A 24,343-nucleotide genomic window follows, 5' to 3' on the forward strand; every position below is an offset into this window, starting at 1 on the left:
TCGCAGCCCCAAGCCACGATCGCTCATGAAAACCGCCCAAATTCGTTCGACCTTCCTGGAATACTTCCGCGCCAAGGACCACACCATCGTGCCCTCGGCATCGCTGGTGCCGTCGAACGACCCGACGTTGCTCTTCACCAACTCGGGCATGGTTCCCTTCAAGAACGTATTCCTCGGCAGCGAAAAGCCGGGTTATGTGCGCGCCGCCGATGTGCAGCGCTGCCTGCGCGCGGGCGGCAAGCACAACGACCTGGACCAGGTGGGCTACACCGCGCGCCACCACACCTTCTTCGAAATGCTCGGCAACTGGTCGTTCGGCGACTACTTCAAGCGCGATGCCATCCGTTACGCGTGGGAGCTGCTGACCGAGGTCTACAAGCTGCCGGCCGAGCGCCTGTGGGTCACCGTCTATCACACCGATGACGAAGCCTACGATCTGTGGAACAAGGACATGGGCGTGCCCGCCGAGCGCATCGTGCGTATCGGTGACAACAAGGGTGCGCCATACGCGTCGGACAACTTCTGGCAGATGGCCGATACCGGCCCCTGTGGTCCCTGCACGGAAATCTTCTACGACCACGGCGCCGATGTCGCCGGTGGCCCGCCGGGCTCCCCGGATGAGGATGGCGACCGCTACATCGAGATCTGGAATCTCGTGTTCATGCAGTTCGACCGGGCGCCCGATGGCACGCTGAGCCCGCTGCCGGCGCCGTGTGTCGATACCGGCATGGGTCTGGAGCGTCTGGCGGCCGTGCTGCAGCATGTGCATTCCAACTACGAAATCGACCTGTTCGCGCACCTGATCCGCGAGGCTTCGCGCCTCACGAATACACCGGATATCGGCAACAAGTCGCTGCGCGTCATCGCCGATCACATTCGTGCGGCCTCGTTCCTCATCGTCGATGGCGTGCTGCCTTCGAACGAAGGCCGCGGCTACGTGCTCCGCCGCATCATCCGCCGCGCCCTGCGCCATGGCTGGATGCTCGGCGTACGTGGCGACTTCTTCTGGAAAATGGTTTCGCCGCTGGTCGCCGAAATGGGTGAAGCCTACCCGGATATCGCTTCGAAGCAGGCCTTCGTGGAGCAGGCGCTAAAGGTGGAAGAAGAGCGCTTCGGTGAAACGCTCGAGCACGGCATGCGCCTGTTCGACGATATCGCCGCCAAGGCCGGCAAGATCATCCCGGGCGCGGATGCGTTCCGCCTGTACGACACCTATGGCTTCCCGGTCGACCTCACGGCCGACATCGCCCGCGAGCGCGACATGACCGTCGACATGGAGGGCTTCGAGCGCTCCATGGGTGAGCAGCGTGCCCGTGCGCGCGCCGCCAGCAACTTCTCGAGCAAGGCGCAGCTGCCGGCTGACGTGGCCAGCGCCTTGCAGCCGACGATCTTCACGGGCTACGACGCCCTCGACCTGGCCGATGCCAAGGTCGTCGCGATCGTCCGTGACGGCAAGGCCGTGGAGCAGCTGGCGGATGGCGAGGAGGGCTTCCTCCTGCTCGATCGCACGCCGTTCTACGCGGAGTCGGGCGGTCAGGTCGGCGATACCGGCATGATCCGCAACCCGTCGGGCGCGCTTGCGGTCCAAGACACCCAGAAGGTGGGTGGCGCGTTCTTCGCCCATTTCGGCACCTGGCAGGGCTCTGCGCCACTGCTGAAGGGCGTCATGGTGGGTGCGGCGGTCGATGGCGCCCAGCGCCAGGCCACGGTCCTGAACCATTCCGCCACCCATCTGCTCCACGCCGCCCTGCGCACCGTCCTGGGTGAGCACGTGTCGCAGAAGGGTTCGCTGGTGGCGCCGGAGCGCCTGCGTTTCGACTTCTCGCACTTCAAGCCGGTCACCGCCGAAGAGCTCGCCGAGATCGAGCGCATGGTCAATGACGAGGTGCGCCGCAACGCGGCCGCCGAGATCCACAACATGGGTTACGACGAGGCGATCGAGTTCGGGGCCATGGCTCTGTTCGGTGAGAAATACGGCGCTGAAGTCCGTGTGCTGAAGATGGGCGATTTTTCCACCGAACTCTGCGGCGGTACCCATGTAGGTCGCACCGGCGATATCGGCCTGTTCAAGATCGTCTCCGAATCCGGCGTCGCCGCCGGCGTCCGCCGTATCGAAGCGGTGACCGGCGCGGGTGCCATGGCACGCATCGCCGACGAAGAGCGCATCCTGGGCGAAGTCTCGGGCCTGCTCGCGGCCAACGGCGACGAGGTCGTCGACAAGCTACGCCAACTGTTCGATAAGCAGAAGAAACTCGAAAAAGAGATCGAATCCTTCAAGGCCAAGGCGGCCCATTCGGCGTCTGCTGATCTTGCCGAGTCCGCTACGGACGTCGCGGGCATCAAGGTCGTCGCGGCGCGCCTGGAGGGCCTGGATGCCAAGTCGCTGCGCGATAGCCTGGATGCGCTTAAGCAAAAACTGGGCGACTGCGCGGTGATCCTGGCCGGTGCAGCCGATGGTCGTGTTTCGCTGGTCGCGGGCGTGGGCGGCAGCGCCCTTGGTCGTGTCAAGGCCGGCGATCTCGTCGCTGAGGTCGCTTCGAAGATCGACGGCAAGGGCGGCGGTCGTCCGGACATGGCGCAGGGCGGTGGTGTCGATAGCCCCGCGCTGCCCGGCATCCTGGCGGGTATTCCTGCCTGGGTGGAAGTCAAACTTCGCTGAACGAACCCCGGCTGACCCTGCCAAGGGGTGCGGTAAAGGCGCCCCGGACGCCCGTTTCGGCCGTCCGTGCGTTGCGCCACCGTGTTTGGCTCAGCTAGTATGATCTGAATGTCGGCGCGCTTTTTCTCGGCATCGATGGGTCGGGTCGATACAAGCAGGAAAGCTGGTCAGCGACACGCACGCAAAAGTAAGCCGGGGAAGGCAGTTCGGCCTTCGATGGTCGGAAAGTCAATCCACCGGCGACAAGACTCGGGGTGAGTTGTCGTAGGTGGGGAAGCCACTACCTGATTTTATGGAGTATCAATCATGCTGATTCTGACCCGCCGGGTCGGTGAAACCCTGATGATCGGCGACGAGGTGACCGTCACTGTTCTGGGTGTGAAAGGTAACCAGGTGCGTATCGGTATCAACGCACCGAAGAATGTCGCGGTCCACCGCGAAGAGATTTACCAGCGCATCAAGAACGAGAACGATCCCGCCGGCCATTCGGGCGACGACCACGACCAGTAAAACGCTTTACGGCCAGCGCAAGGACAAGTATCCTTGCTGGCTCGTTCGGGCATCTGCCTAGCGATAGTTCAAAATGGAGAGTTGCCCGAGAGGCCGAAGGGGCTCCCCTGCTAAGGGAGTATAGGGTCAAAAGCCTTATCGAGGGTTCGAATCCCTCACTCTCCGCCAGTTACGCAAGACGCCCCGAAAGGGGCGTTTTGCGTTTCCGCACCTACAAAAAAATCGCTCATCGCCGGTTCAAAGGGAAACCGCGTCTTTCAGTGCGCGGCAGATCGATGCCGCAAGTTCTTCCTGTTCGCGAATACCGAACTGCACCGAGCGGTCGAAATGTCGGGCCCAGGTAATGCGGCTGAGCGAGGCATCGATGAGTCGGATCGAAGTTCGCATGCGTTCGGCATCGACCCTCAGGCTGCCTTCGATCAACCGGTGACGCGCCGTGCGGTCTTCATCGGCATCTCCCGCTGCGTTGCCTGACCAGGCCGCTGGCGGCGCGGCCCGCGTGAAGACATCACCGAACGAGGAAAAGAGCTGGTTAAGTAATTCTTCGTAAAGGCCGCTTGCGAAAGCCTGCCCTTCCTCGCGTTCGGTGATGTAGCGGATGGGCTGTACCAACAGGTACGTGCCTTGCGGGTGAGTACGCTCGTGTCGCACCACGCGGCGAAAGCTGGGTGTATAGCGTCCGACCGGTATGGTGATCTCGACATCCCCGGTGGTTGCGTGGTCGGTGTAGTAAGCGGCCAGCCGATGACGCAGGCGGCCCACCTGGACGCGCACAGACGGATCTTCGGACAGGTAGTCCGCCGGGTTGCGTCCAAACACTTCGATGCCGATGGCGTACTCGCTGATGGCCTTCTCGCCCGCCAGCACCTGCCGGGTCAGGAAATCGAAGAGCCGCCTCATGCGATGTGCCTTCTGAAAGGCATCACTCGCCATGATCGAGGCACACGCTGTTCGGATCTCCCCCTCGTCGATCTCCCTGGTCTCGTCGATTTCCGTCTTCACCACGTCCCCCCTGCGAATCCGATCCTGTGCGGATGCCGTTTCCATGCTCGCGCTGTTGGCTCCGGTCCGGCTTCCGACGATAACCGCGGTGCGATCGCGCACAGCGGTTGTTACGGTAACAGCGGAGAAATCGTTACCGTAACGATACTTATGCCCGCCTGCCGGCAAACCTAGGATCTCCCCATCGACGCGATGCGCCTTGCGCTCGTGCTCGCCACATCACTGGGGATACCAATGGCCGGCCAACTTCCTGACGACATCGTCCAGGCGATCGCAATTTCCAACGCCAAGTCCATCGGCGAACAGCCGGCCATCCTGGCGAATCTGGCGCTCGCGCAGCAGATCTTCAACCAGAACATGCAGCAGCAGATCAGCCTGAGCCAGCAGCAGGCGATGAACCAGGTGCAGATGGCAGCCGCGGCCAAGTGCGTCGCGATGATCGAAACCGCGGGTGGCTGCAAGAACCAGACGTCCATCGACCAGATGGGCAAAGACCTCGAAAAGATCGCCGGCGAGATGGAGCGGCTCTTCAAGGACGGCGGGAAAAAAACATCCAGCGATACATAACGAATTCATGCGCATTCATCGCGGATGAGTGCGCTGGATGCCCTCGACAGGGGCCCATGCAGGTAAGTCGTTTCCATCAACCACGCAATTCACAAGGAGAATCATCATGGCCGCACTTCCCGATGACGTCGTTTCCGCCGTCGCGATTGGCAACCTCAAGTCCATCTCCGAACAGCCGGCGATGCTTTCCAACCTGGCCTATTCGAACACGGTAGCCAGTACCAACCTCTCGCAGCAGAACGCGGTGGCCAACCAGCAGGCGATGAACGAGCTGGGCCTGTCCATCGTCGCAAAGGCATCGAACACCATCAGCAACCTCGGCCCACTCGAGGCGCGTTCGGCCGTCGATATCCTGACCAACAACGAGTTGGCCCAGACCATCGCCGACATGAAGGCCACGCTGCAGGCTTTCGCCAGCAAGTAACCCGGCAGGCCGGGCGTTAATTCGGAGCGCAGAACATGCTTGACGAACAGATTGTCAACGCCGTGGCGACGGGCAACCTCAAGACGATAAGCGAGCAGCCCGCCCTGATATCCAACCTTGCTTTCGCGAACGTGGTGTCGAGCAGCAACCTCGGCCAGCAAAACGCGGTATCGAACCAGCAGGCGGGTAACGAAATCACCGTTCCGCTGGTAGCCAAGGCCGTGAGCACCGTGAGCGACCCTGGCCCGATGGAGGCTCGTTCTGCGGTGGATGTGCTCACCAACGACGAGCTGGCGCAGTCCATCGCCGACCTGAAGTCGGTCGTGGAGGCGTTCGCGACGGGTGGCGGTGGTCACCGTCATCGGCGGCTGCGGGATCTCGAGTTGAGCATCGACGAGGCCGGCCGTCTGGTCATCGTCGTGCTCAACGGTGATATGCCGGAGATCTTCGTGCCGGGACGCTTCACCAGGGAATCGGTGGACGTCAGCGTCGATACGAGCCGTGGCGCGACCATCCGGATCAGGAAGAGCCGGTAACCGTAACGCGACGATAGGAGCGGGGCGGCGGAGGTGCCGCCCCGCATTTCCGGGGGAGTAAGTGACATGGAAACGATCGAAGTCGTCGAGATCAACATCCACGAGAGCGGGCCTTCCGGCGATGCCATCACCGCCGCGCTGGCGATCAACTCAGTAGCGACGGCCCAGCAGGCCTCGGCCCTGACCAACCTTGCCTATGGCAACCAGGTGAACAGTACCGCGGTGGGCGCGCAGGCGCAGGTCGCCCATCAGGACGCGCTGAACCGGTTGCGCCACGTGATCCTGGCCCGTGCGGTCTCCAGTGTTCAGGTACCCGCGCCGCTTGCGGCCCGGTCCGATGTTTTCGTCTTCAGCTCCAACGAGCTCGCGCAAGACATAGCCGACCTCAAGGCGGCGGTCGAAGCGTTCGTGCCCACACCTTGAACCGGAGTCGCGCATGGATGACTTCAACAGCATGCTCATCGAACAGATCAACGACCAGTTAAAGCGAGGCTTCGATGCGAACCTGCGCGCAGGGGATTTCTGCGTGGTGGAGACGCGGGTGAATGGCGTGTTGTCGGTGTTGCCATCGGCCGCGGTCAGTGACCAGCACAAGACGGTGTTTGGGCCGGGATCATTTGCTTCGTGTATCGCCTACGTCAATGGCCATCTGGTGACGAGGCCGCTCAGTGCAGGCGATATCCAGACGCTGCACGTGGCGGCACGGGCTGGCGATGCCGACATCATGGAAGGAGACCACCCGTGAGCCAGGAAACCATTGCGCAGTTGGGCAAGGTGGTGGAGGACATCGCCGAATCGATGACGAAAGTGGCGACTAACATCGCCTTGCTCGGCGTGGAAGGCAATGCCGATGAGCAGATGCGCATCATCACCGAAGAAAACAACAAGGTCCTTGATCGGATCCGCGTGCTTTATAACCTGCCGCCGGCGCCGGGCCGCTGAGATGGCCGCGAGTGGCTCCATCGTCGATACGCCGCTGGCTGCCGCGACCGCCCTGAACGCCGTGGCGATTCCTGAGGCGGAGGCGGGCTACACCTTTATGGTGGAGATCCTCGGCAACCAGACGACACCGCTCATCTTCGGCTCGCTGGCACTCAGCGCCGTGGCGATCGTGGGCGGCCTGACAGCCTACGAAACGACGGTCGCCGCGGCGGCCGCCACGAAGGCAGGGTAATGGCTGTGGCGCGTGACAGGCATGCGACACGTCCGTTGCCGGAACAGGTGGTGATCGTGGCCTTTCCGGGTGCCTATGCGCAGCAAGGTGTGCCGGTTTCCGCGCCATCGCCGCCCAGCGATTTCTTCATCGTGCGCGCCGATGCAAGCGAAGTGTCGCTGCCCGGCCATACCGCCGATTGGCTCACCGTGTCGCCGCCTACAGCGATCGTGCAGGGGGTGTGCCGTATCGCCTACCGCGCCACCGACAACACGCGCGTGGCGCGACACGTCGAGGTCCCCGTGGTGGTGAAAGGCGCGCGCTATGCGGTGATGTTCCGTCAACAGGCCGGTGAACTGGTCCAGTTTGAACTCGTACGAACATTGAACAGCCCGCTCAACATCGATTGCCTCGTCGCGATCGGCTTCATTGCCAGCCTGATCCAGAAGATTCCGGTGCCGCCCATCAAGCTCATCGTGATGGTGCTGGTGGTTCTTGCGCTTATCGCCCTGGGCTTTGCCGTATCGGCTATCCGGCATGGTTTCGTGGGTGTTCCCGAGCCGAAGCCGTTATCCACGGACACCAACGGCACACCGATTGTCGTTATTCCCGGCATTGCGATTCCCGGACTGCTGCCGTTGGCCGGTATCGCCGCCGAGGACCAGACCATCGCGCTACAGACCATCCAGGAAATCTACTGGCTGATCGAGGAAGTGGGCTAGCGGCCGCTTGTCGGCCAACTCGGATGGACCCGGCGGAGCCGAAGCCCACCTCCGCGCGACATGGGCCTTCCCCATTCCACCCATGACGGAGCATGCAGACATGTCCCAGTACACATCGCTATTGCCTTTCAGCTACATGGTGCCCACGTTCTATCCCACCTCACCTGGCAACGTTCAGCCGATGAACGGCGCGCCGCAGGTCGTCCTTTCCGATCCTGACCTGCAGGCGCGTGCCCAGCGTCTGGCCAACGTGCTTTTCTGGACCGCCCAGACCTACCGAAACCAGGAGGGCATGCAAGACGACAGCACGCTGAAGGTGTTCATCGCGCCCGAGTTTTACTTCCGCAAGGCATCGCCCTCTGAAGTGAGTGCTTATGGATTCCAGCTCGGCACCAGCTTCGGATCCTATCCCGAGGCATCCAGGCAGGAATTGGCGGCGGCTCTCGACATGGTGGTACGCGGGACGCCCCTCTTCAAGGATTGGACCATCGTGGCCGGTAGCATCTGTTCGGCCTTGCCTCGCCAGAATCCAGGCGATCGGCTGAACCTGCTGAACACCGCCATCATGTTGCGTGGGTTACGCGACACCCCGGACAACAGTGCCCAGTACGTACTGATGGAGAAACACTACATCTCCAACATTGATGGTCCGTCCGCTAGCGCGCACGCCAACCAGGATCCGACGACGGTCTATAGCTTCGACCTCAATCCCGAACAGCACTGGGACAACCTCATCTTCTGGGACGGCATGAGCGTCGGGCTTGAGGTGTGTCTGGATCATTCCGAGCAGGTCGTGTTGAATGCCGTGACCGAGCTGGAGCGGATGATGGGGCCGGCAGCGGGCAAGCTGAGCCTGCAACTCGTCACCTCGTGCGGCATGTCCCTCGTCGATGAGGCGGTGGCTGTCGTCGACGGCGCCTTGGTCATGCTCACCGATGGTATGTCGCAAGTCGCGAGCGGCCTGCGGGAGCCGCGCTTCCAGGTGGGTCGCTTCGATGCCGAAACAGGCGTGGTGACGACGTTCGGCAACAGCGAGTTCGACTTCCAGGAGCTGCCCGCTAATGCGAGCTACCAGCTCCTGGACTATGCGCGCGGGGAGTATGTGAGCAAAAAACGCCGCCAGGGCGTGTGGGCGTCCAAGTCTCCTCTGCCCCTGTACGACTGAAGACAGGGCCGTGGCCCGGGTGTCGCGCCGGGGATGAGGCTTTTACGCTGCCCAAAACAAAAACACCGGCCAGTGGCCGGTGTTTTCGATGAAAGGATTCAGAATCGATCAGCGCTCTGCGACACGCGGTCCCTCGTCAGGCTCGGTGGCCTTAGGAACGAAGACCGTGAACGAAGAAAGCCCGCTTTGAGGGCGGGCTTTTCATCGTCAAGCGATGTAACTACTTGAATATTGGTCGGGGAGACAGGATTCGAACCTGCGACTTCTACGTCCCGAACGTCAAATACAACATAGCTGCGATGCGGGTTTGCGGATATTATGTAGACTATTCCGTCCAAATTCCGTCCAACTGAGGTTCCAATGGCGTCGATCTCGAAAACCGATGAAGGTACCTACCGCGTACGGGTGCGTCGTACTGGGGGCCGCCAGAGCTCCGCTACCTTCCGTACCAAGGCAGAGGCGGCGGCATGGGCGGCGCAAACTGAGAACAATATTCACCGCCGCGTGCATCGCGACTTCCGAGTAGCCGAACGCACAACGGTCAAAGAGCTGTTGACGCGCTACGAGGGTGAGGTCGCCGCCATGATGAAGTCCGCGGCCGTACTGCATTACCACCTAGCGAGATTCATCAAGGATTTCGGTCACCTTCGGCTGTCAGGCCTTACCTCTGAGGAGCTGATCCGCTGGCGTGATCGGCGCCTGAAGTCCGTACAGTCGGGCACGGTGCGACGGGAGTTGCAAACCCTCAGCTCCTTCTTTACATGGGTTCGCAAGGATTTATTGATCGCCCTACCAGAGAACCCGGTGAGCTCCATTCGATTGCCGCCGGCGAGCAAGGCACGGGACAGGCGACTAGAAGAGGGCGAGGAACAGCGCCTGCTGGAAGCTCTAGCCGATCACGCAGCGCCGACGAAAGGCGAGAAGCGTGCGGGCAACTACCGCGTGGGTACGCGAAATCCTTGGGTCAAGCCGGCCGTTCAGTTCGCAATTGAAACGGCGATGCGACTAGGGGAGTTTTCCCGATTGCTGTGGCAGAACGTTGACCTGAAACAGCAGACCGCCTTCTTGCCCGAAACGAAAAATGGCGACCCGCGCACGGTGCCGCTGTCGTCTCGCGCCGTTGCGATCTTGGAATCGTTGCCGCGGCAAGACGATGAGCCCAGGGTATTTCCGATCACCAAGAGCGCTCTCCAGCAGGCGTGGCGTCGCGCTAGGACGCGCGCGAATCTCGGCGACCTACGCCTCCACGACCAGCGGCACGAAGCTACTTCACGGCTCGCGGAAAAACTGCCTAACCTCATAGAACTGGCGAGCGTTACGGGGCACAAGGATCTGCGGCAGCTCAAACGCTACTATCATCCGCGCGCTGAGGACCTGGCAAAGAAGCTAGGGTGAATCAGTGCTCTGAGGACATATGATCGTGAAGATACTAACCATATATATGCTCGACTAAGCAATTCTTCTTATACTCACTTATACCTGTCTATATACGAGTATGCGTTATGGATGCTAACCGCAACCCCTTGGCGCACGCGCGCACCGTGCACTAGCGATCAGTCCACTAGACAAAAAGCAAGGGCGGCCAGTGGCCGCCCCGAAAATCCGCAGCACCTTACCAAGATGCGCCGATACCCGCACCGACCTGATGTTCATCGCCTGCCAACGCGCCATGAAGCGAGAATGAAACACCGCCTCCGGTGACGTGACGGTAGCCGACGGCCAATGCGTCGCGCCCGCCTTGCAACCCCACGCCCGCAGCGATTGAGTTATCACCAGTGAAGTTGGAGGCCATGGCCGTGGACGCTGCCTGCGATGCTCCTAAACGGTCCAGTCGATTGTTGATCTGGTTGAAGCGCATGTCGGTGTAGTTCTTTGCCTCTTGCAGAGCCTCGCCGACGGCCTGGTCGACATAACCATGCGTCCAATCCTCTGCTTGGACAAGGGTGCGCGCATCTCCTTGATTGGCATAGGCATCTGCGTGGGCGAGGGTGCCGGCATCTCCTTGATCGACATAATCCTTGGTTTTTTCCAATGTGTCGGCGTCCGTGCCAGAGCCAGCCGCCCCCGTAGCACCAGTATCGCCCTTCGCGCCCTGCGGCCCTTGGGGGCCTGATGTCCCGCCTCCGCCGGACGAGGCAAGCGTAGTGAGCGAGGTATCGACCGCTGCGAATGCCGAAGTGATGTCGTGATACTGCGTGCCTTGGATCGCGTACGTAGGTGCACTCAGGGCGCCCCTGGCGTCAAGGCTCGCACCTATCACGCCGACGATCCCAGCGAACTGGTCGATATTCACGGCATCCGTGCCGGCCACACCTGGCGAAATGTTGATGAGCCGTCGCGTGAGGGTAGGGCTGCCGAACGAGACCACATTCTTCATGTCGCTGGAGACCGTGGATCCCGCGCCGATAGCGACTGATGACACCGCGCCGCTGGCCACACTGGCACCCTCACCGATGGCCGTGCCGAAGTCACTTGCAGATGCCAGATAGCCTATGGCGGTGGCGTACTGGGTCGCTGCCGTGCCGGCGCCGATAGATACACCTCCAGTGCTGCCGCTCGCCACGTTGGATTGGTAACCCAGCGCCAGGCTGTACTGCGCGCCGGCAGTCGCGCTATAGCCAAACGCAGCACCGTAGTCGGTGGCGGTCGCCGATGTGCCGAATGCCATGGCGTTGGCGCTGGAACTCGTGCCATTGCCGATTGCAATGCCGGACTGGCCCGTGGTCGCGGCGCGGCCGATGGCGACGCCGCTTGTGTCGGAGCTGGCCGCGTTTCCGATGGCCACCGCGCTGCCGTTCCTGGTCTGTGTGCCGTATCCGATGGCGACGCTGTAGTTGCCGGACGTACTGCCTTTGCCTAGCGAGACGCTGCCTGTGTTTGCGGCGGAGCCGTTACCAACGGCGATGGCGCTGTCGTTCTGTGCGTTTGCGGTTGGTCCGACGGCGATGGCGCCGTCCCCGTATCCCTCCGCCCCTGGTCCGATTGCCAGTGCACTTCCGGATATGGAATTGGCGCCTTCGCCAATCGCAATGCCACCATTGCCCGAGGCCTGGGCCGCTCCAGTGTTAGTGCAAGTGTCTGGGAGGGTGTTCTGACAGACGGCGATGAGGCCGCCGGCAGCGGACTGGGCGACGGTCTGCGCCCGTGCGCCGGGGCAGAATGCGAGCGCGGCCCATATGGCGGCGGTGAATAAGCTGCGTGCGTACATGATGGATTCCTTTGATCAGAGCGGGAGCGAAAGTTGCGCGCCGACGAAGCCGCTGTGGCGGTTTGGCGTGTTGGGTACGGCGGAGAGGTCGAGCGACCATCCGCGAGGTGTGACTACGCGCACGAGGCCTGCGCCCATGAGCGGTTGAGAGGCAGCTTCGTTGCGGCGGTAACCTGTGACCAGACCCGCCTCGGCGCCTGCGGCGATTCCCCAAGTGCCGAGCGGGATGCGCAGCGGCGTCCACGCGGCCAGCGCATATGCGCTAGTGCGGCGATAGCTATTTACGTAGAAGCCGGCGGACAGCGACCACGACGGGTCGAGCTGGGCAGTGATGCCCAGCCCTTCGTTGCGCTGATTGAGCGTTTCGCGTGCCCACCGCTCGGTATGAACGCTCGCGAGGTTCAGATCGAGGGTGAACGTTACCGCGTGCGCCGAAGGCATCGCGAAGGCGGCGGTCAGGCACGCCGCTAGAATCAGCGGCCGAGTCACGGCGCGGCCTCTAGGGGGATCACGCGCGATGGCTGGCCATAAGATGCGCTGGCGACGAGCTGCACACGTTCACCGGCTGAGATAGCTACATCTGCCGCTTGCGTGAGACTGACAACGTTGCCGCTGTCGAGCTTGACGGTAATTTCCAGTCCGGCTTGCTGGAAAGCGTGCTCACTCGCAAGGTTGGTAGCGACAGCTCCACCTAGCGCGCCGGCGACCGTGGCGATGGTGCGGCCAGTGCCCCCTCCGACCTGATGCCCGAGCAAACCGCCCACGGCGGCGCCGATGGCGGAGCCGCCAGCGGTTTGCGCCGTCGTGGCCGAGATGCTGACATGGCGTACGGATAGAACAGTGCCGAGTGTCACGCTCTGCGTTTGCTGTGCCTGGGCGGGCGTGAAGACGTCCGCGCTGCTGTGGTACTGGCCGGGGAGGCTTGACGGAAGGCCCGCGCAGCCCGCCAGCAGGCTAGTCGCCACCAGGCCGGAAAGTAGAAAGAGTGTGCGCACGGATTTGCTCCAACGGACACGGGCTCATGCCCGCATCTGTATGCAGCTGCCTTACGCAGTCTTTGATGTCACCTATGTCGCGAGCGGTGGCGTCCAATAAGGCCGCGCATCACGACGTGCGCGACGGCTGTGCCAAGAATGCCCACGGCGACGAAGACGAGAACGCCATGAATACCGAGTCCACGCATACTCGCTGACAGCGAGCGGTAAATGAGGCCATGAATGAGTGCGGATTCGATCATATGCCACATAGCCGCGCCCTCACAGGATCAGGAGCGCGCCGGCGAAAAGACCGGCGAAGGTCGCCGCACCGGCAGCGAATGCGAGAGCCCGCTCGTGTACGACGGGCCAGATGATGGCCTGCCTTGCGACCAGTAGCGACACCGCGACCGCACCACAGCCGCAAGTCACGGCCAGTGGATCGACTGGGTCGGCGGCTAGTCCCTGCATGAGCGCATAGCATGGGACGGCTGCCGCCGCCACGACAGCCCACAATCGCACGGTGTCCTTGCCGCTGCCGTGTCCGGCAGCCATGACGCCTACGGCGCTCGCGACAGCCGCTGCGATGGCGATGCGGGCCGGGCGATCCCGAAGTCCCGCCGTGTCCAGCGCCCACGCGGCGATGGGCCATGCGATCAGCGTGGCGCCCAAGCGGACGAACAGGCGCAGGCCTCCGCCGATGTTGCCGGCTCCGCTGCGTGCAATGGCCGGCGCAGTCACTTCAGCAAGCGCGAGGACGATGGCGACCGCGCAGGCTGCCGATACCGGCAGAACTTCGCGAAACAATGCCCAGCTGAGGGCGAATATCAGTGACGCAAAAAACAGGCGAAGCAGAATCCGCATGGGTCGTTCCCTATTAGTGAGAGAGGGTGGGCTACGCCTGGTCCCAATCGAAAGGATCGTCAGGGCCGTCGCTCGCTTGGTCCCAGTCGAAGGGATCGTCCGCGCCGTCACTCGCGTGGTCCGTCGAGGTGGAGACGCGTTGCAGTAGCTCGTCGATGAACGGATCGTCGTCGTAGCCCGTTTGACCTACATCCACTCTTGACGGTGCCGGCGGCAGCCCTGAACGCCATGCCTCGCAAGGCACGAACGCCTCTGCCCGCAGCGGGGGGCGCTGACCACTGTTGGCGAGCAGTTTCCCAACGACGCCCTCGATGGCGACCACCACTTCAATATCTGCCGTGCCGTCGGTGCGACGAGTCACCCGCAGTCCGGTCAGGTCGGAGGTGGTAAGTACTGGGACACGCTCGTATCCCATCGTCTTGCCCTGTACCGCGCCGCCGGTCGCGGTGTTTGTGATGCGTTTGATTTCGCGGTCGCCGACGGTCTTCACGACCTGCTCCGCAGCCGCCGGCGCGGCGCGCAAGTAGAACCGCGTGGCCTGCATGGAAAGCATGGGGCCGGCTTTTTCGCGGCCGACGGCAGCCTCAAGCTGCTGCGCATCTTGCAGGCCCAGAACCACACGCACGCCACGTGATCGGCCCACTTCCTCGATAGTTTGGACACGCTTCAGGGCGTCACCGCCCAGTTGCCGTGCCTCGTCGAGGATCAGCCAGAGTCCCGGGTCGTCGGCCGAGCGCTCTGGCATGGCCGCCACAATGGTTGCACTGGCAACGGCAAGCATGCTCCCCCAAATTGCCTCGCAGGCCTGCGAATACAGCGCGCTGGAATTCAGAATTACCAGGCGAATGTCGGAATGCGCAGTTCCAGAGAGCCATGCCCGAAGCGAGAATCGTGGGCTATCGGGTCGCGCGGCGTCGACCGTACCCAATTGCAAGAGCATGCGGGAGCTGGTGGCGAGATTGCTGACTACGTTGCGTTCGGCGATGCCCAACTCGCCTTTGCCCGATGTGAACAGGCTGGACATCGTTTGCTTGACGAGTGGGTCACCCTCAGCTGCGCGCAGCACCATCGGAACGGGCTCGCTACGTAGGGCGTCGGCAAGTTGTGCCCACGTCCAGCGCTTGCCGCCACGCTGTGAGGCCTTGATGAGGCCGCCGAGAATCGTGGCCGCGCCCTGGTAAAAGAAGACGTTCTGGCCAGCGTTGGCCACGTCGCAGACGGCCGCGGCGAATTCGTCCACGAGTGCGGACGAATCTATGTCGGCCGCACCGTCCCAGAGATGCGATCTCGCGTCCCACGGACCGAGTAGCACGGTGTTTGTTGGGTCATAGTGAGTCGACGCAAAGTCGCCTTTCGGATCGTGCAGCAGTACGCGGTCGCCGCGTGCGAGCACCTGGTTGAGCAGCGGACGAAGGACGCCAGCTGTCTTGCCGCCTCCGGGCAATCCCAGGACGAGTGCGTGTTCGGTTTCGCGGCTGCGTGAAAACTCCAGGCCCCCAAAGGTTACGCCGCGTACTGCTTTCGCCCGTTGTTGCGGGGACATACGGGGTACTTCGATGGCACGCAATGCCCTCGCTGCCGTGCGAGGTTCCGCCGCGTACCGCATACCACGCTGATGCTGCTCTTCTTCTTGCTGCGCCGCAAACCACCCGCCAGCCGCAGCAGCGGTGATGCCGCCGAGGCTGACGACTGTGAGCGCCAAGCGTGAACACATATTGGACGTATCGGTCAGCAAGGCCAATGGCCACGCAAAATCGACCACTGAAGGCATCGAGGAATGTGTGAGAAGGATTAGCGGCGAGAGCACTGCGACAGCTGTTCCGAGCCCAAGCAGCGCACCGATGAGGACTTCCTCGTAGGAGACTTTGAGATGGCGCACGGCGATCACTCCACGCCCGTGACGACAACGCGATCGCCTTCCACGGCGATGGCTGCTGAGTGATAGCCCCGGTCGCGGATGTCGAGCAGACCATCGACGACGGCGCCTTCAACAAGTCGCACGACCTCGCGGACACCATATCCCGCGACCTGCTCTCGACGCTGCACTAGGTCAATAAGCAACGCGGCATCGACACTTTGCAGATCGACTCCAACGTCAGCGGCGAAGGTGAGCAGGTAAAGGCCGACGATTTCGGCAATCGCGCCGCGTGACAGCTCACCAAACGGCTGCACGGCGTCTACGCGTGCGAGGATTTCAGGACGGAAGCCGGCGGCTTTTAGTTCATCTTTCACGCGGCCGACGCGCTCTGGGCCGTCCGAGGTGGTGGCCACGACCTGGGCGATGCTGCTGCACGCAGCGTTGCTCGTCATTACGATGACAAAGCCTGTTGCGGAGTACGTTGTACCCGTGGCCTGCTCGGTAAGGCGTGCCTCGTCGAGCAACGCCATCAGCGTCGTAAGTACATCCGGGTGCGCCTTCTCGATTTCGTCCAGCAGGATCACGCCCGTTCGGCAGCGGCCAATTTCGCGGCACAACCAGCCCCCGCTATCGCTGCCGATGTATCCAGGTGGGGCGCCAATGAGGCGCTGCGTGCTTTGGGGCTGCGATAGCTCGGCGCAATCTACCCGGATCAGGTTACGCCGGAATATCACGTCCGCAATGGCTTTTGACAACTCGGTCTTGCCGGCTCCTGTGGCACCGACAAAGAGCAGTGTCGCGATGGGCTTATTAGGGCGGCGCAGCCGGGCGCGACGGAAGATCAGCGACGTGGCCGCTTCGACAGCCGCGTCTTGTCCAATGACGCGAAGACGGATCGCTTCGGTGACCTGTGCGGGGTCAAGCCCTGATAGATCGGGGACCGTGCCGGTGGCGGAAGATTGGTCGGTTCCGGAAAGAAACGAGTCCAACTTGTCGCGCTGGCCAGCAGGGATGAGTTCGAGAATGGAACGCATGATATGACCCTCGATGACGAGATAGGCGAGAAGGGAAGTGCTGATTGCGACGGAGCCCAGCGTGAGTGCGGCGCTGGTTTCGCCGGCCTTGGCGTTGGTGATTGCCCACCAACCAGCGGAGCCGGCGACAGCGAGCAAGGCTGTGAGCCACGCACCGCGAGAACGCAGGAAGTGGCTTAGTGGCAGGCGGTTCTTCCGCATCGCCCACGCTGTGCCAGCAACAGCGACTGGCAGTGCTGGGAGCATTGCGGGCAGCACGGCCATGACCGCAAGAAGAACCAGGAGGCCAAGCCCGATGGCGTAGACCGGACTGGCCGAGTGCGCCCGCCGGAATACTTCGGCGATCATTGTGACACCTGGAATGGGGTGTCATTGGACACCGGCGTGAACGGGACGATGGCGATGGGCACTGGATCGGCAGGGCCGCGCAAGTAGAGGTCGGCTCCGGTCGGCTCATCGACCGCCTTCTGAACGATCTGTACCGTGATTTGATGCCAGCCAGCGGCCAGATTGGTGTTGGCGACGCTGATGGTGTCCTGGTCACATGTGCTGAAACATGCCGCGCGTGCCGCATCAATTGCCGGTGATGCGGCGGCATCTATTGTCACCTTCGCACTGCGTGCCGGTCCTTCGATCTGGCGAAACACGAGGGTCTGCTTACCGGACCTCTCAACGTGTGCCCACATAGTCCAGGTATTGCTGACGAAGCCGCCACTCGGCACAAGTGACTGCACGTTTTTGCCCGCCTCGGTTGTCCAACTCGCGGTCGGGGTGTGTTCGATTAGCTCTGCGATGGGTATCCAATCCGTTGGCCAGGGCACCGAGTAGTTTGCCGGCGATGGTGCACCCGAAAGTGTGTGCGTGCTCGTGCCTCGCACTAGATTTGCGGGCGCGGGCTGGGCGGGCAGCATCAGGGATGCCGGGGTGATAGCTGCCAATGCGGCGCCTGTGGTCGACGCGGGTACCGTTGCTGGTGTCGGTACACCCCCGGACCGCGCGATCGCCGCCTCGGCTGCGCCTGCGGCGTTGGCCGCCAGCGGCGCAGCCGCGGGCATTAGGTGCGCAGCCGGGTCGACAGGTGGGGTCCGCGGACCGGTGGCGCGCATATGGGAGAAGAGCAGAAGTACAACGATGAGCGTGATGAACCCCGCAGCGCCGAAGCGCAGCGGCGATGGGATGGCGCGCAGATGGGTCCTGATCTGATTGAGGGTAAACATTGGGCATTCCTCGATGGAGTGAATTCGGGTGGCGCGTAGCAATGCAGCTGCTTTACGCAGGTTTCTGGGCAGCAGGCAGTCAGCCCCAGAACGGACTGTCCTCATGGGAGGGTTCGTGTCCGGGTCCGGATGCAGCCACCGTCGCAGACGTGTTTGTGGGTCCCGGGTGTTGTTCGGGAGGCAACGTTAGGGGTTCCTGCGCCGGCGCCGGCGAGCCAACGATCGTCGGGAGGGCTTCCGGCGGCGCGATTGTCGGCCCCGGGGCAGCCGTAGCCGCTAGCTCAGGCCGCAATTGGGTAAGCGTTTGCGATTCGTAGTACTTACAAAGCTTGCCTAGCTCATACGGGGCGGTGACGGCTCGCTCGCCCGGGCGCTCTAGCGCGGTCGCCTTCTGACCGGTGTTGCGCTCCAGGGTGGCAACCAGTGCCTCCCGGTTATCGGACACGACCGTGAATTGCTCACGGGCTCGTGAGAGCGCCACGTAAAGCTGCTTCAGCGACGCGAGGTTCTCGCGCGTGCTTTCGGCGTGTGCGATAGCGCGCTTATAATCCTGTCCCTGGGCCTGATGAACGGTTTGCGCGTAAGCATGATCGACGCGTTGCGCGTGCCGCCCGATGGCAAGTTCATTGCCTTCGCGGTCACGGACGATGACCGAGCGGTCGTTGACCGAAACAACGTCTAGCGGCGTGCCATTCTTGATTTTTGCAGCATCCCCCCCGCGCAACTCTTGAGCTTCCAGTGTTCCTTTGGCGACGAGCTTGTCACCCACTGCAACGGCCAGTGTGCGTTTGCCTTCGAACACCTCAATGCTGGTGGTCTTGCGTGGGTCGAAACGCCACGTGTGGCCGTCGGCAAGCTTCACTACGACCTTGCCCTTTTTTACGCCCACTACTTCGCCACGCTCACCCTTGTCGGGCCCGAGCGCGTACCGTCTGCCTGCTTCGACGAGCCAACCCGGCTGGTATCGTGCGGCTTGCTTCAGTTCTGTCCTGGTGAGATCAGGCTTTTTCAAGGCCTCAATGGTTGTCTCGCGGCCAAGTTCACCGCGCGCACGACGTGCGGCGCGAATCGCATCGTTGATCTGTTCGCGGTCGTCTTTGCCGGGCGCAAGAACAAGTGTTTCTTTACGTTCCTTGACGGTATGGGCCATGTATTGGCGCGTAATTTCTCTGACTCGCTCCGACCGCGTTTTAGCCTCCACCACCGGTACCTTCGACAGCGCTGCGCGTACCTCACCGCGGAGCGAGTCATAGACGGCACTGCGCAACAGCTCGTCGCGTTGCCGCTTGATGTCGGTCAAGTCAACGCTGCCCAGTTTCTCGCGCAGCTGCTCGAACGCCTCGCCGGCTTCAACGCTGCCGAGCTGCTTGGTGTCGCCCGCTAGTAGGACGGTGGCGCGCTCGTGCTCGGCCTTCTCCAGTAGGCGCTGCATGTCGCGAGCGGAAATCAGGCCTGCCTCGTCGACGATCCAGAGCTCGCGCTTATCAGATGGCTTACTTCCCTTGGAATGCGATTCCCGCATGAGGTGGCTAGCCACCGTGGCGTGGGAGGACTTGATCGAGTCGCCCAGCTTCTGGGCTGCGTCGTTCGTCGGCGCCAACGCACGAACCGCGTAGCCCTTCTGATCAGCGGTGGCCTGCACGCAGGCTAGGACGCTGGAGGTCTTCGCCGTCCCCGCGTGACCATGGAGAATGTGGATGCTCTTTGCGCTGGTCAGAATGGATGTGGTAGCAGCTCGCTGCTCGGGCGTGAACGTTCGCCCGCCTATCTGCTCCTGCTTTCGGATTGCTGCGTCGGCGAAGCGCTGTTGGGCTCCGCTCGTCGCGTTGACCGGGCCGATACCAGCCTTGCGATTTTGCAGCACCTGCGCAGCCCGGAACATCCCCGTTTCGCGGTCGATGCCGGCACGAGTCGTGAAGCCGGTCGTGGCTTCACGCCGGCCGCCGGCCGCACGTTCATGCACGTCGCGGTGCTGCAACTCGCCTTTTTCGGCAAGTTCGAAGATGGCTTCCCGGATCTGGGCGCCGCTCGCGCGGCCCTCAGCGAAAAGGCGTGCTTCATGTTCAAGCGTCCGCGCTGAGAAGCGGGCGTCGCGCTCGCCAAGATGCCCCGCCGCCTGTCGCACGGCGGCTATCGCTTCCTTTGCGGGGTCGCGAAGGGGCAGCAGGGGGAGCGGGCGCTGCGTTGGCTCGTAACCGCCAGCGCGGGCTTGGTCGCGCCAGTGCGCCCGCAACTCAGTGTGGTCGGCTGGCTTTTTGTCCGAGCGGGTTTGCAGCGCGGCCTCCTGCTTCTGCGCTGCCGTCGCCGTCTTACGGGTCAGGCCACGGTCGGCTAGACGTGCCTCGACCTGCTGTGCCCGGGAGGAAAACTGGTCGCGGATGCCTTGGGGTACGTCGCCCAATTCCATCTGCGGGTAGCCCTGGGCATCAATGCGGAACTGGACGGCGTATCCAAGGCGCCTTGCTTCGGCGGCAAGCTCGGTCGTATAGATCGCGCCCGCCTCGGCTTGCGAGCGGTACAGCTCGCGGCTGTCGAGTGCTCTCCATTCACCGGTGGCCGGATCCCGAGTGGTATTGGCGATCACTGTATGCGTGTGCAACTGGGGGTCTTGCTCCCGGCTCGTCGTATGGCGGAAGGTCGCGGCCACCATGCCGGCGCCGTGACGCCATTCGTAGCCCTCCCCATTCATCCCGCGCTGACGAGTAACGATTGCATGTCTCTCGACGTGTTCGAGCGCGCGCGCGACAGCGCGCTCATGCGCTGCGATAAGGCGATCGTCCCCGCCCACCAGCGCGAGCACGCTTACGGATTTGGGTGCAGAAAAGGTGATGTCCCAGCCCGGTGTATGCCTGCCAGCCTTGCCGCCACCGTTGGATAGAAGCTCGGCGAAAGCCCTCGCTTGGCGCTGGCTGGTCAGTGCACCAGAAAGGCCACGTTCGGCTGCACCACGCCCGGCGAACGCAGCAGGTGCGCCGCCCCCTTCACGGTAGTAATCGTCCTTCTCGCTGTAATAGCCCAGTGCAGCTCCGGCGTTGGCGATCTTGGACACGGTAATCATGGCGCCACCGAGGCGCCGTTTTTGGACGCACGTGCCAAGGCGGCCCGACGGACCTCGTGGTCGATGAACTGTGACAGCTGCTCCTTGGTCGGGCGCGCCTCCATCGCCGTGCTGAGGTCTACAAGACCCGATGACAGCGTCGCCAGGTCCGAGGCTAGGCGGTCACCCAGCTGGGCGATAGCGGCGCCGATGGCGACCTCGACGACGTTATGCAGCTGGCGTTCGATCTGGGTGGCGAGCGCTTCGACGTCACGCTGCTGGCGTACCAGGCTTAGAAAATATGCTGCGGGCGTAGTGGCACCAGCAGTCTTCGTGGCCTGCTGGATTTCTGCCACCTCGCGGGCAGCAAGGCGAAGGTGGAGGCGCCCGCGCGGTGACTTGGCGCGGGAATTATTAGCGGGCATGAAACGCTCCAAATCCGCGCCTCAATGGCACGGTTCTGGAGGGATGCGGGGGCGTTGCGCACATTTAGCTGACGCCGGTTCCCAAGTTTTTCGTGGCGCCATCCGCAAAGTGTGCGAATACGTGGCGCCGCGCTCTTTAGGTGACGGTCGCCCGGCCGCCTACAGCAACGGATTGCACTGGCGACATTGGTGGCACCTATGGACGTGGCGCCGGTGTATGGAACAGCGAGGTGTGACGCCGATGCTGGCACCGCTCCTGAACTAGGTGCAGCAACGGTTTACGGGCGTTGGCGGTGGTTCTTGGTGCCGCAGGCGTGCATGGTGTGTGAGCTTCAAGGGGCGGAGCCACTTGGAGCGCATGAGGGCGCGTGCGCCCGACCAAAATGGGCGCCCACCAAAGGTGGGCCATGGGTATTCGACGACGCTAGACGAGACGTCCGGGTTTCGCGGTTGGTCGGCGATCAGGAACTGCCGCCGTGCTGGTGACGATTAAATCCGAGCAAGCAAGGTGAGAATTGTTGCCGGTATAACCGCGAATTTTCGTGGACGATCGGTCTTGCTCGGCGGCCACGCAGTAGCCGCCGCTCTGGCCAGGAAGCGCCCGTCCAATGAACGTGGTGATGCGGCTCGGCGTGCTCGGTCGAGAAGCGGGGTGTCGGTCGGTACACGGTTGGTGAGTCGGGCGAACATCGCTCTCGACCTGACCATCCAGACGTTCGATGGCGTAGTCGCACGCGCTCTGAAAACGAGTACGGTGACGTCGTTTCTGGCGCCGAATTGACGGCACCTATAAGCGATAAATTTATACTATGTAGTATGTACTACATAGTACGTACTACATACTCTATGCCATGTACTACAAGACGGTGTTTTGGGGACTAAAACTCTCGTTAGCTGCTGACAGGAATTACGAGTCAGTGAGTATCGCTGATCGTCATCGCGAAGATGTGTTTTGAATAAGTGCCATAGAAAGCACATCAAAAATAACCAGAGAAAACGGACGAAGAAAATATTGTTTTTTCGGCGCATTGAGGTACAGTTTTGGCATGCTCTCGACGCGTAACGAAATCAGAAATGCCGCACTTGCTTCATCGCGGGCGGCTCTTCGTGCACGTGGGACATGGCGGAGACGCTTGCTTGCCACTGCTCGTGATGTAAGTGCCATCGCCGCAATTTGGACGGGGGTAATTTGCGCACGCGTTTTGCCCGGGGCCTTTCAAGCCTTAGCTCTTGTCGGAGCCATCGCGATGATCACGGTTTTGGTCGCGCCTGGCGTGACGCGTCGTCGCGTCGTCGCGAGCGTCGGCGGCTGGCTGTGTGCGAAACTCGGATTGGATGCGTCGTCTATGGCTCGCGCCCGACGTTCGCAAACCGCGAGCTCGCGCGCGCAGGGTGCATGTGAGGTTTTCTCCCGTATTGCATTTTCGCTAGCGGTCGACGTGACGCAGCGAGTGTCCGCAATTCGTCTTTCGACGGTGGGCGCGATTTCGACTACCACCCAACCTCGTGTCGCTACCACGCTTGTGGTTGGTTTCGCTGTGCCTTGCGCAGCGTAAACCAGTAGATCCCATTCTCTGGCCGCTGCGCGTGATGCGCCGCGGCCTTTTTGCGAGCGCTCCGCGCGGCGGCCTCCAAGCGAGGCCAGACCATGCATGTTACGTCGACCCCGGCGCCGGCGCGCCGCCTAGTTACACCGGCCGAGGCGCTGCACGCGCCCGAGTTCCTTGGCCTTCCGGCTCCCGGAAATCCAGAGAAAGCCGCTGCTCTTCGAATTGCTCGCCACCGCTTTCCGCTGCCAGTAGTAAAGGTAAACGGTCGGAACATGGTGCTCGTAGAGGACATCCACCGTTTTATCGATTCGCTACGTTCCGACGATCCTCTCCCGGTCCAGGCGCCACGTCGTCGCCGCGGGCGCCCCACCAATGCGGAAGTCGCGGCGCGGCGTGCTGCGGAGCGAACAGGGGAGCTGCGTCATGGCTGAACGCCGCTATCCGGTTGCCGTCCGGCGTATGTTGGACGTACTCCCTCCAGCCGCGCAGGCTGCGGCGATCGCGCAGCTGCCATTCGCTCGCGGGCTAGATGACCAACTCACCGTTGTGAGTGACGCGTGGCTACGCTGCGCTCTTGGTGACGACGCTGATGGTGCGGCGCGATGGGTGGCGAGCTCCCGGCGACGGGAGGGGCTTGATATGCGTCGCGCGGGCCACGCGGTAGACATCATGGATGACGCGGTGCCATCTGGCCTGGGCCAGTCGCAATGGGTCGAAGATGATCCATTGGCTTGCCTGCTAGCAGCTGAGGCCGTCCAGATCTACCAGGCGGGGCTGCTTGCAGCCGGAATTGCAGTGGACGCCGCTCCGTCGACTATCGGGACCGGACAAGGACTGGCTACTGCGGACGTGGCGCAGCGCGCGCACCGTGGGATACGCGCTGTGCAGACGCGGATGCGTCGCACGTGCCGGGCCGAACTCGATGGTCAGGGAGTACTGCCGGGCATGCCCGCGGCGGCCGAGGTGTACCGCGCTCGCTCGCTTGGAGATGCCGCATGACCCCGGCCGTACCGCGCGAGACGGGCCGCCGGGTCGGACCGGATGAGCAATATGCCCAAGTGCCACAGGAGGTCATCACCGATCCCGCTCTAGGGCACGCGGCGGTACGGGTCTGGGCATACTGCTGGTTGGTTACTGGGCGGAAGCACTGGATCCTCCGTAAGTCGGACATATGCGCACGCGTGGGGGTGGGCGATAACGCGTGGACCAAGGCCATTCGGGAGCTGACCCGGGCTGGGCTGTATGAGCTTCGACGGGATCGGTTTCCGGCCGGCAGCGTAGACGCCGACGGTGACAGTTGCGGTGGACAGACTCGAATCGAACACGTGATCTACTGGCCGGGTTTTGGGCCAACGGGTCCATCGCATTCGATTCCGACCGCCCCCCCGAAAACGGGGAGGCGGCGAACCGCTTCCCCTAAAGCCGGGGGGCGGCGTTC

The 24,343-nt window shown here is 62.6% G+C and carries 22 protein-coding genes and 1 tRNA gene; 13 read left to right on the forward strand and 10 right to left on the reverse strand.

Annotated elements, in window-relative coordinates; genetic code table 11:
• Positions 1 to 25: 25 nt before the first annotated feature.
• The 3 genes from alaS to VGN46_RS18780 all read left to right on the forward strand — a co-directional run bounded on the left by alaS (position 26) and on the right by VGN46_RS18780 (position 3,337).
• Positions 26 to 2,659 (forward strand): alanine--tRNA ligase, encoded by a 2,634-nt coding sequence (alaS, locus tag VGN46_RS18770; RefSeq protein ID WP_331646061.1) that lies wholly within the window; start codon positions 26 to 28, stop codon positions 2,657 to 2,659.
• 306 nt (positions 2,660 to 2,965) lie between these two features.
• Positions 2,966 to 3,169 (forward strand): carbon storage regulator CsrA, encoded by a 204-nt coding sequence (gene csrA / locus VGN46_RS18775; protein ID WP_247334906.1) that lies wholly within the window; start codon positions 2,966 to 2,968, stop codon positions 3,167 to 3,169.
• Between the two features lie 75 nt (positions 3,170 to 3,244).
• A tRNA-Ser gene (locus tag VGN46_RS18780) sits at positions 3,245 to 3,337 on the forward strand.
• A gap of 69 nt (positions 3,338 to 3,406) precedes the next feature.
• On the opposite strand, the gene VGN46_RS18785 is transcribed toward VGN46_RS18780, so the two are convergent.
• Positions 3,407 to 4,339 (reverse strand): hypothetical protein, encoded by a 933-nt coding sequence (locus tag VGN46_RS18785; protein WP_331646064.1) that lies wholly within the window; start codon positions 4,337 to 4,339, stop codon positions 3,407 to 3,409.
• Between the two features lie 24 nt (positions 4,340 to 4,363).
• Between VGN46_RS18785 and VGN46_RS18790 the strand changes: the two genes are divergently transcribed.
• From VGN46_RS18790 to VGN46_RS18835, 10 genes are all read left to right on the forward strand, one after another.
• The gene (locus VGN46_RS18790) at positions 4,364 to 4,738 is read left to right on the forward strand and encodes an FAD-binding monooxygenase (RefSeq protein WP_331646066.1); all 375 of its coding nucleotides are present in this window, start codon (positions 4,364 to 4,366) and stop codon (positions 4,736 to 4,738) included.
• Positions 4,739 to 4,844: 106 nt separating this feature from the next.
• Complete coding sequence (locus VGN46_RS18795) at positions 4,845 to 5,162, forward strand: R body protein (protein WP_331646068.1); 318 nt, start codon at positions 4,845 to 4,847, stop codon at positions 5,160 to 5,162.
• A gap of 35 nt (positions 5,163 to 5,197) precedes the next feature.
• Complete coding sequence (locus tag VGN46_RS18800) at positions 5,198 to 5,698, forward strand: hypothetical protein (protein WP_331646070.1); 501 nt, start codon at positions 5,198 to 5,200, stop codon at positions 5,696 to 5,698.
• Positions 5,699 to 5,764: 66 nt separating this feature from the next.
• The gene (locus VGN46_RS18805; protein WP_331646072.1) at positions 5,765 to 6,121 is read left to right on the forward strand and encodes a hypothetical protein; all 357 of its coding nucleotides are present in this window, start codon (positions 5,765 to 5,767) and stop codon (positions 6,119 to 6,121) included.
• A gap of 13 nt (positions 6,122 to 6,134) precedes the next feature.
• Complete coding sequence (locus VGN46_RS18810) at positions 6,135 to 6,443, forward strand: hypothetical protein (protein ID WP_331646074.1); 309 nt, start codon at positions 6,135 to 6,137, stop codon at positions 6,441 to 6,443.
• Entirely contained in the window at positions 6,440 to 6,640 is a 201-nt protein-coding gene (locus tag VGN46_RS18815; RefSeq protein ID WP_331646076.1) for a Ras family protein, read from the forward strand. The genes VGN46_RS18810 and VGN46_RS18815 overlap by 4 nt, the downstream gene beginning before the upstream one ends.
• Position 6,641: 1 nt before the next feature.
• The gene (locus tag VGN46_RS18820; protein WP_331646078.1) at positions 6,642 to 6,872 is read left to right on the forward strand and encodes a hypothetical protein; all 231 of its coding nucleotides are present in this window, start codon (positions 6,642 to 6,644) and stop codon (positions 6,870 to 6,872) included.
• Complete coding sequence (locus VGN46_RS18825) at positions 6,872 to 7,573, forward strand: hypothetical protein (protein WP_331646080.1); 702 nt, start codon at positions 6,872 to 6,874, stop codon at positions 7,571 to 7,573. The genes VGN46_RS18820 and VGN46_RS18825 overlap by 1 nt, the downstream gene beginning before the upstream one ends.
• Before the next feature lie 100 nt (positions 7,574 to 7,673).
• Entirely contained in the window at positions 7,674 to 8,738 is a 1,065-nt protein-coding gene (locus tag VGN46_RS18830) for a hypothetical protein (protein ID WP_331646082.1), read from the forward strand.
• A 360-nt stretch (positions 8,739 to 9,098) separates the two neighbouring features.
• A complete protein-coding gene (locus tag VGN46_RS18835; RefSeq protein WP_331646084.1) occupies positions 9,099 to 10,133 on the forward strand; it encodes a site-specific integrase in 1,035 nt (344 codons plus the stop codon).
• A 217-nt stretch (positions 10,134 to 10,350) separates the two neighbouring features.
• Here VGN46_RS18835 and VGN46_RS18840 read toward each other — a convergent pair whose 3' ends face one another.
• The 9 genes from VGN46_RS18840 to VGN46_RS18880 all read right to left on the reverse strand — a co-directional run bounded on the left by VGN46_RS18840 (position 10,351) and on the right by VGN46_RS18880 (position 21,355).
• Positions 10,351 to 11,946, reverse strand: a complete 1,596-nt coding sequence (locus VGN46_RS18840) for a hypothetical protein (RefSeq protein WP_331646086.1) — start codon at positions 11,944 to 11,946, stop codon at positions 10,351 to 10,353.
• 15 nt (positions 11,947 to 11,961) lie between these two features.
• Positions 11,962 to 12,435 carry a hypothetical protein gene (locus VGN46_RS18845; RefSeq protein ID WP_331646088.1) on the reverse strand — a complete coding sequence of 158 codons (474 nt, stop codon included), beginning with the start codon at positions 12,433 to 12,435 and terminating at the stop codon, positions 11,962 to 11,964.
• Positions 12,432 to 12,941, reverse strand: coding sequence for a glycine zipper 2TM domain-containing protein (locus VGN46_RS18850; RefSeq protein WP_331646090.1), 510 nt, complete (start codon positions 12,939 to 12,941; stop codon positions 12,432 to 12,434). Before VGN46_RS18850 ends, VGN46_RS18845 begins: the two co-directional genes overlap by 4 nt.
• Before the next feature lie 261 nt (positions 12,942 to 13,202).
• Positions 13,203 to 13,784 (reverse strand): hypothetical protein, encoded by a 582-nt coding sequence (locus VGN46_RS18855; RefSeq protein WP_331646092.1) that lies wholly within the window; start codon positions 13,782 to 13,784, stop codon positions 13,203 to 13,205.
• Between the two features lie 31 nt (positions 13,785 to 13,815).
• Positions 13,816 to 15,663, reverse strand: coding sequence for a type IV secretion system DNA-binding domain-containing protein (locus tag VGN46_RS18860; protein WP_331646094.1), 1,848 nt, complete (start codon positions 15,661 to 15,663; stop codon positions 13,816 to 13,818).
• A gap of 5 nt (positions 15,664 to 15,668) precedes the next feature.
• Positions 15,669 to 17,024: an AAA family ATPase gene (locus VGN46_RS18865; protein WP_331646096.1), complete on the reverse strand. Its 1,356-nt coding sequence runs from the start codon at positions 17,022 to 17,024 to the stop codon at positions 15,669 to 15,671.
• Positions 17,021 to 17,893 carry a hypothetical protein gene (locus VGN46_RS18870; protein ID WP_331646098.1) on the reverse strand — a complete coding sequence of 291 codons (873 nt, stop codon included), beginning with the start codon at positions 17,891 to 17,893 and terminating at the stop codon, positions 17,021 to 17,023. Before VGN46_RS18870 ends, VGN46_RS18865 begins: the two co-directional genes overlap by 4 nt.
• Positions 17,894 to 17,972: 79 nt before the next feature.
• A complete protein-coding gene (mobF, locus tag VGN46_RS18875; RefSeq protein ID WP_331646100.1) occupies positions 17,973 to 20,951 on the reverse strand; it encodes a MobF family relaxase in 2,979 nt (992 codons plus the stop codon).
• Positions 20,948 to 21,355: a hypothetical protein gene (locus VGN46_RS18880; protein WP_331646101.1), complete on the reverse strand. Its 408-nt coding sequence runs from the start codon at positions 21,353 to 21,355 to the stop codon at positions 20,948 to 20,950. Before VGN46_RS18880 ends, mobF begins: the two co-directional genes overlap by 4 nt.
• Positions 21,356 to 24,343 lie beyond the last annotated feature (2,988 nt).

It is taken from the genome of Luteibacter sp. (assembly GCF_036500425.1).
Taxonomy (GTDB): Bacteria; Pseudomonadota; Gammaproteobacteria; order Xanthomonadales; family Rhodanobacteraceae; genus Luteibacter.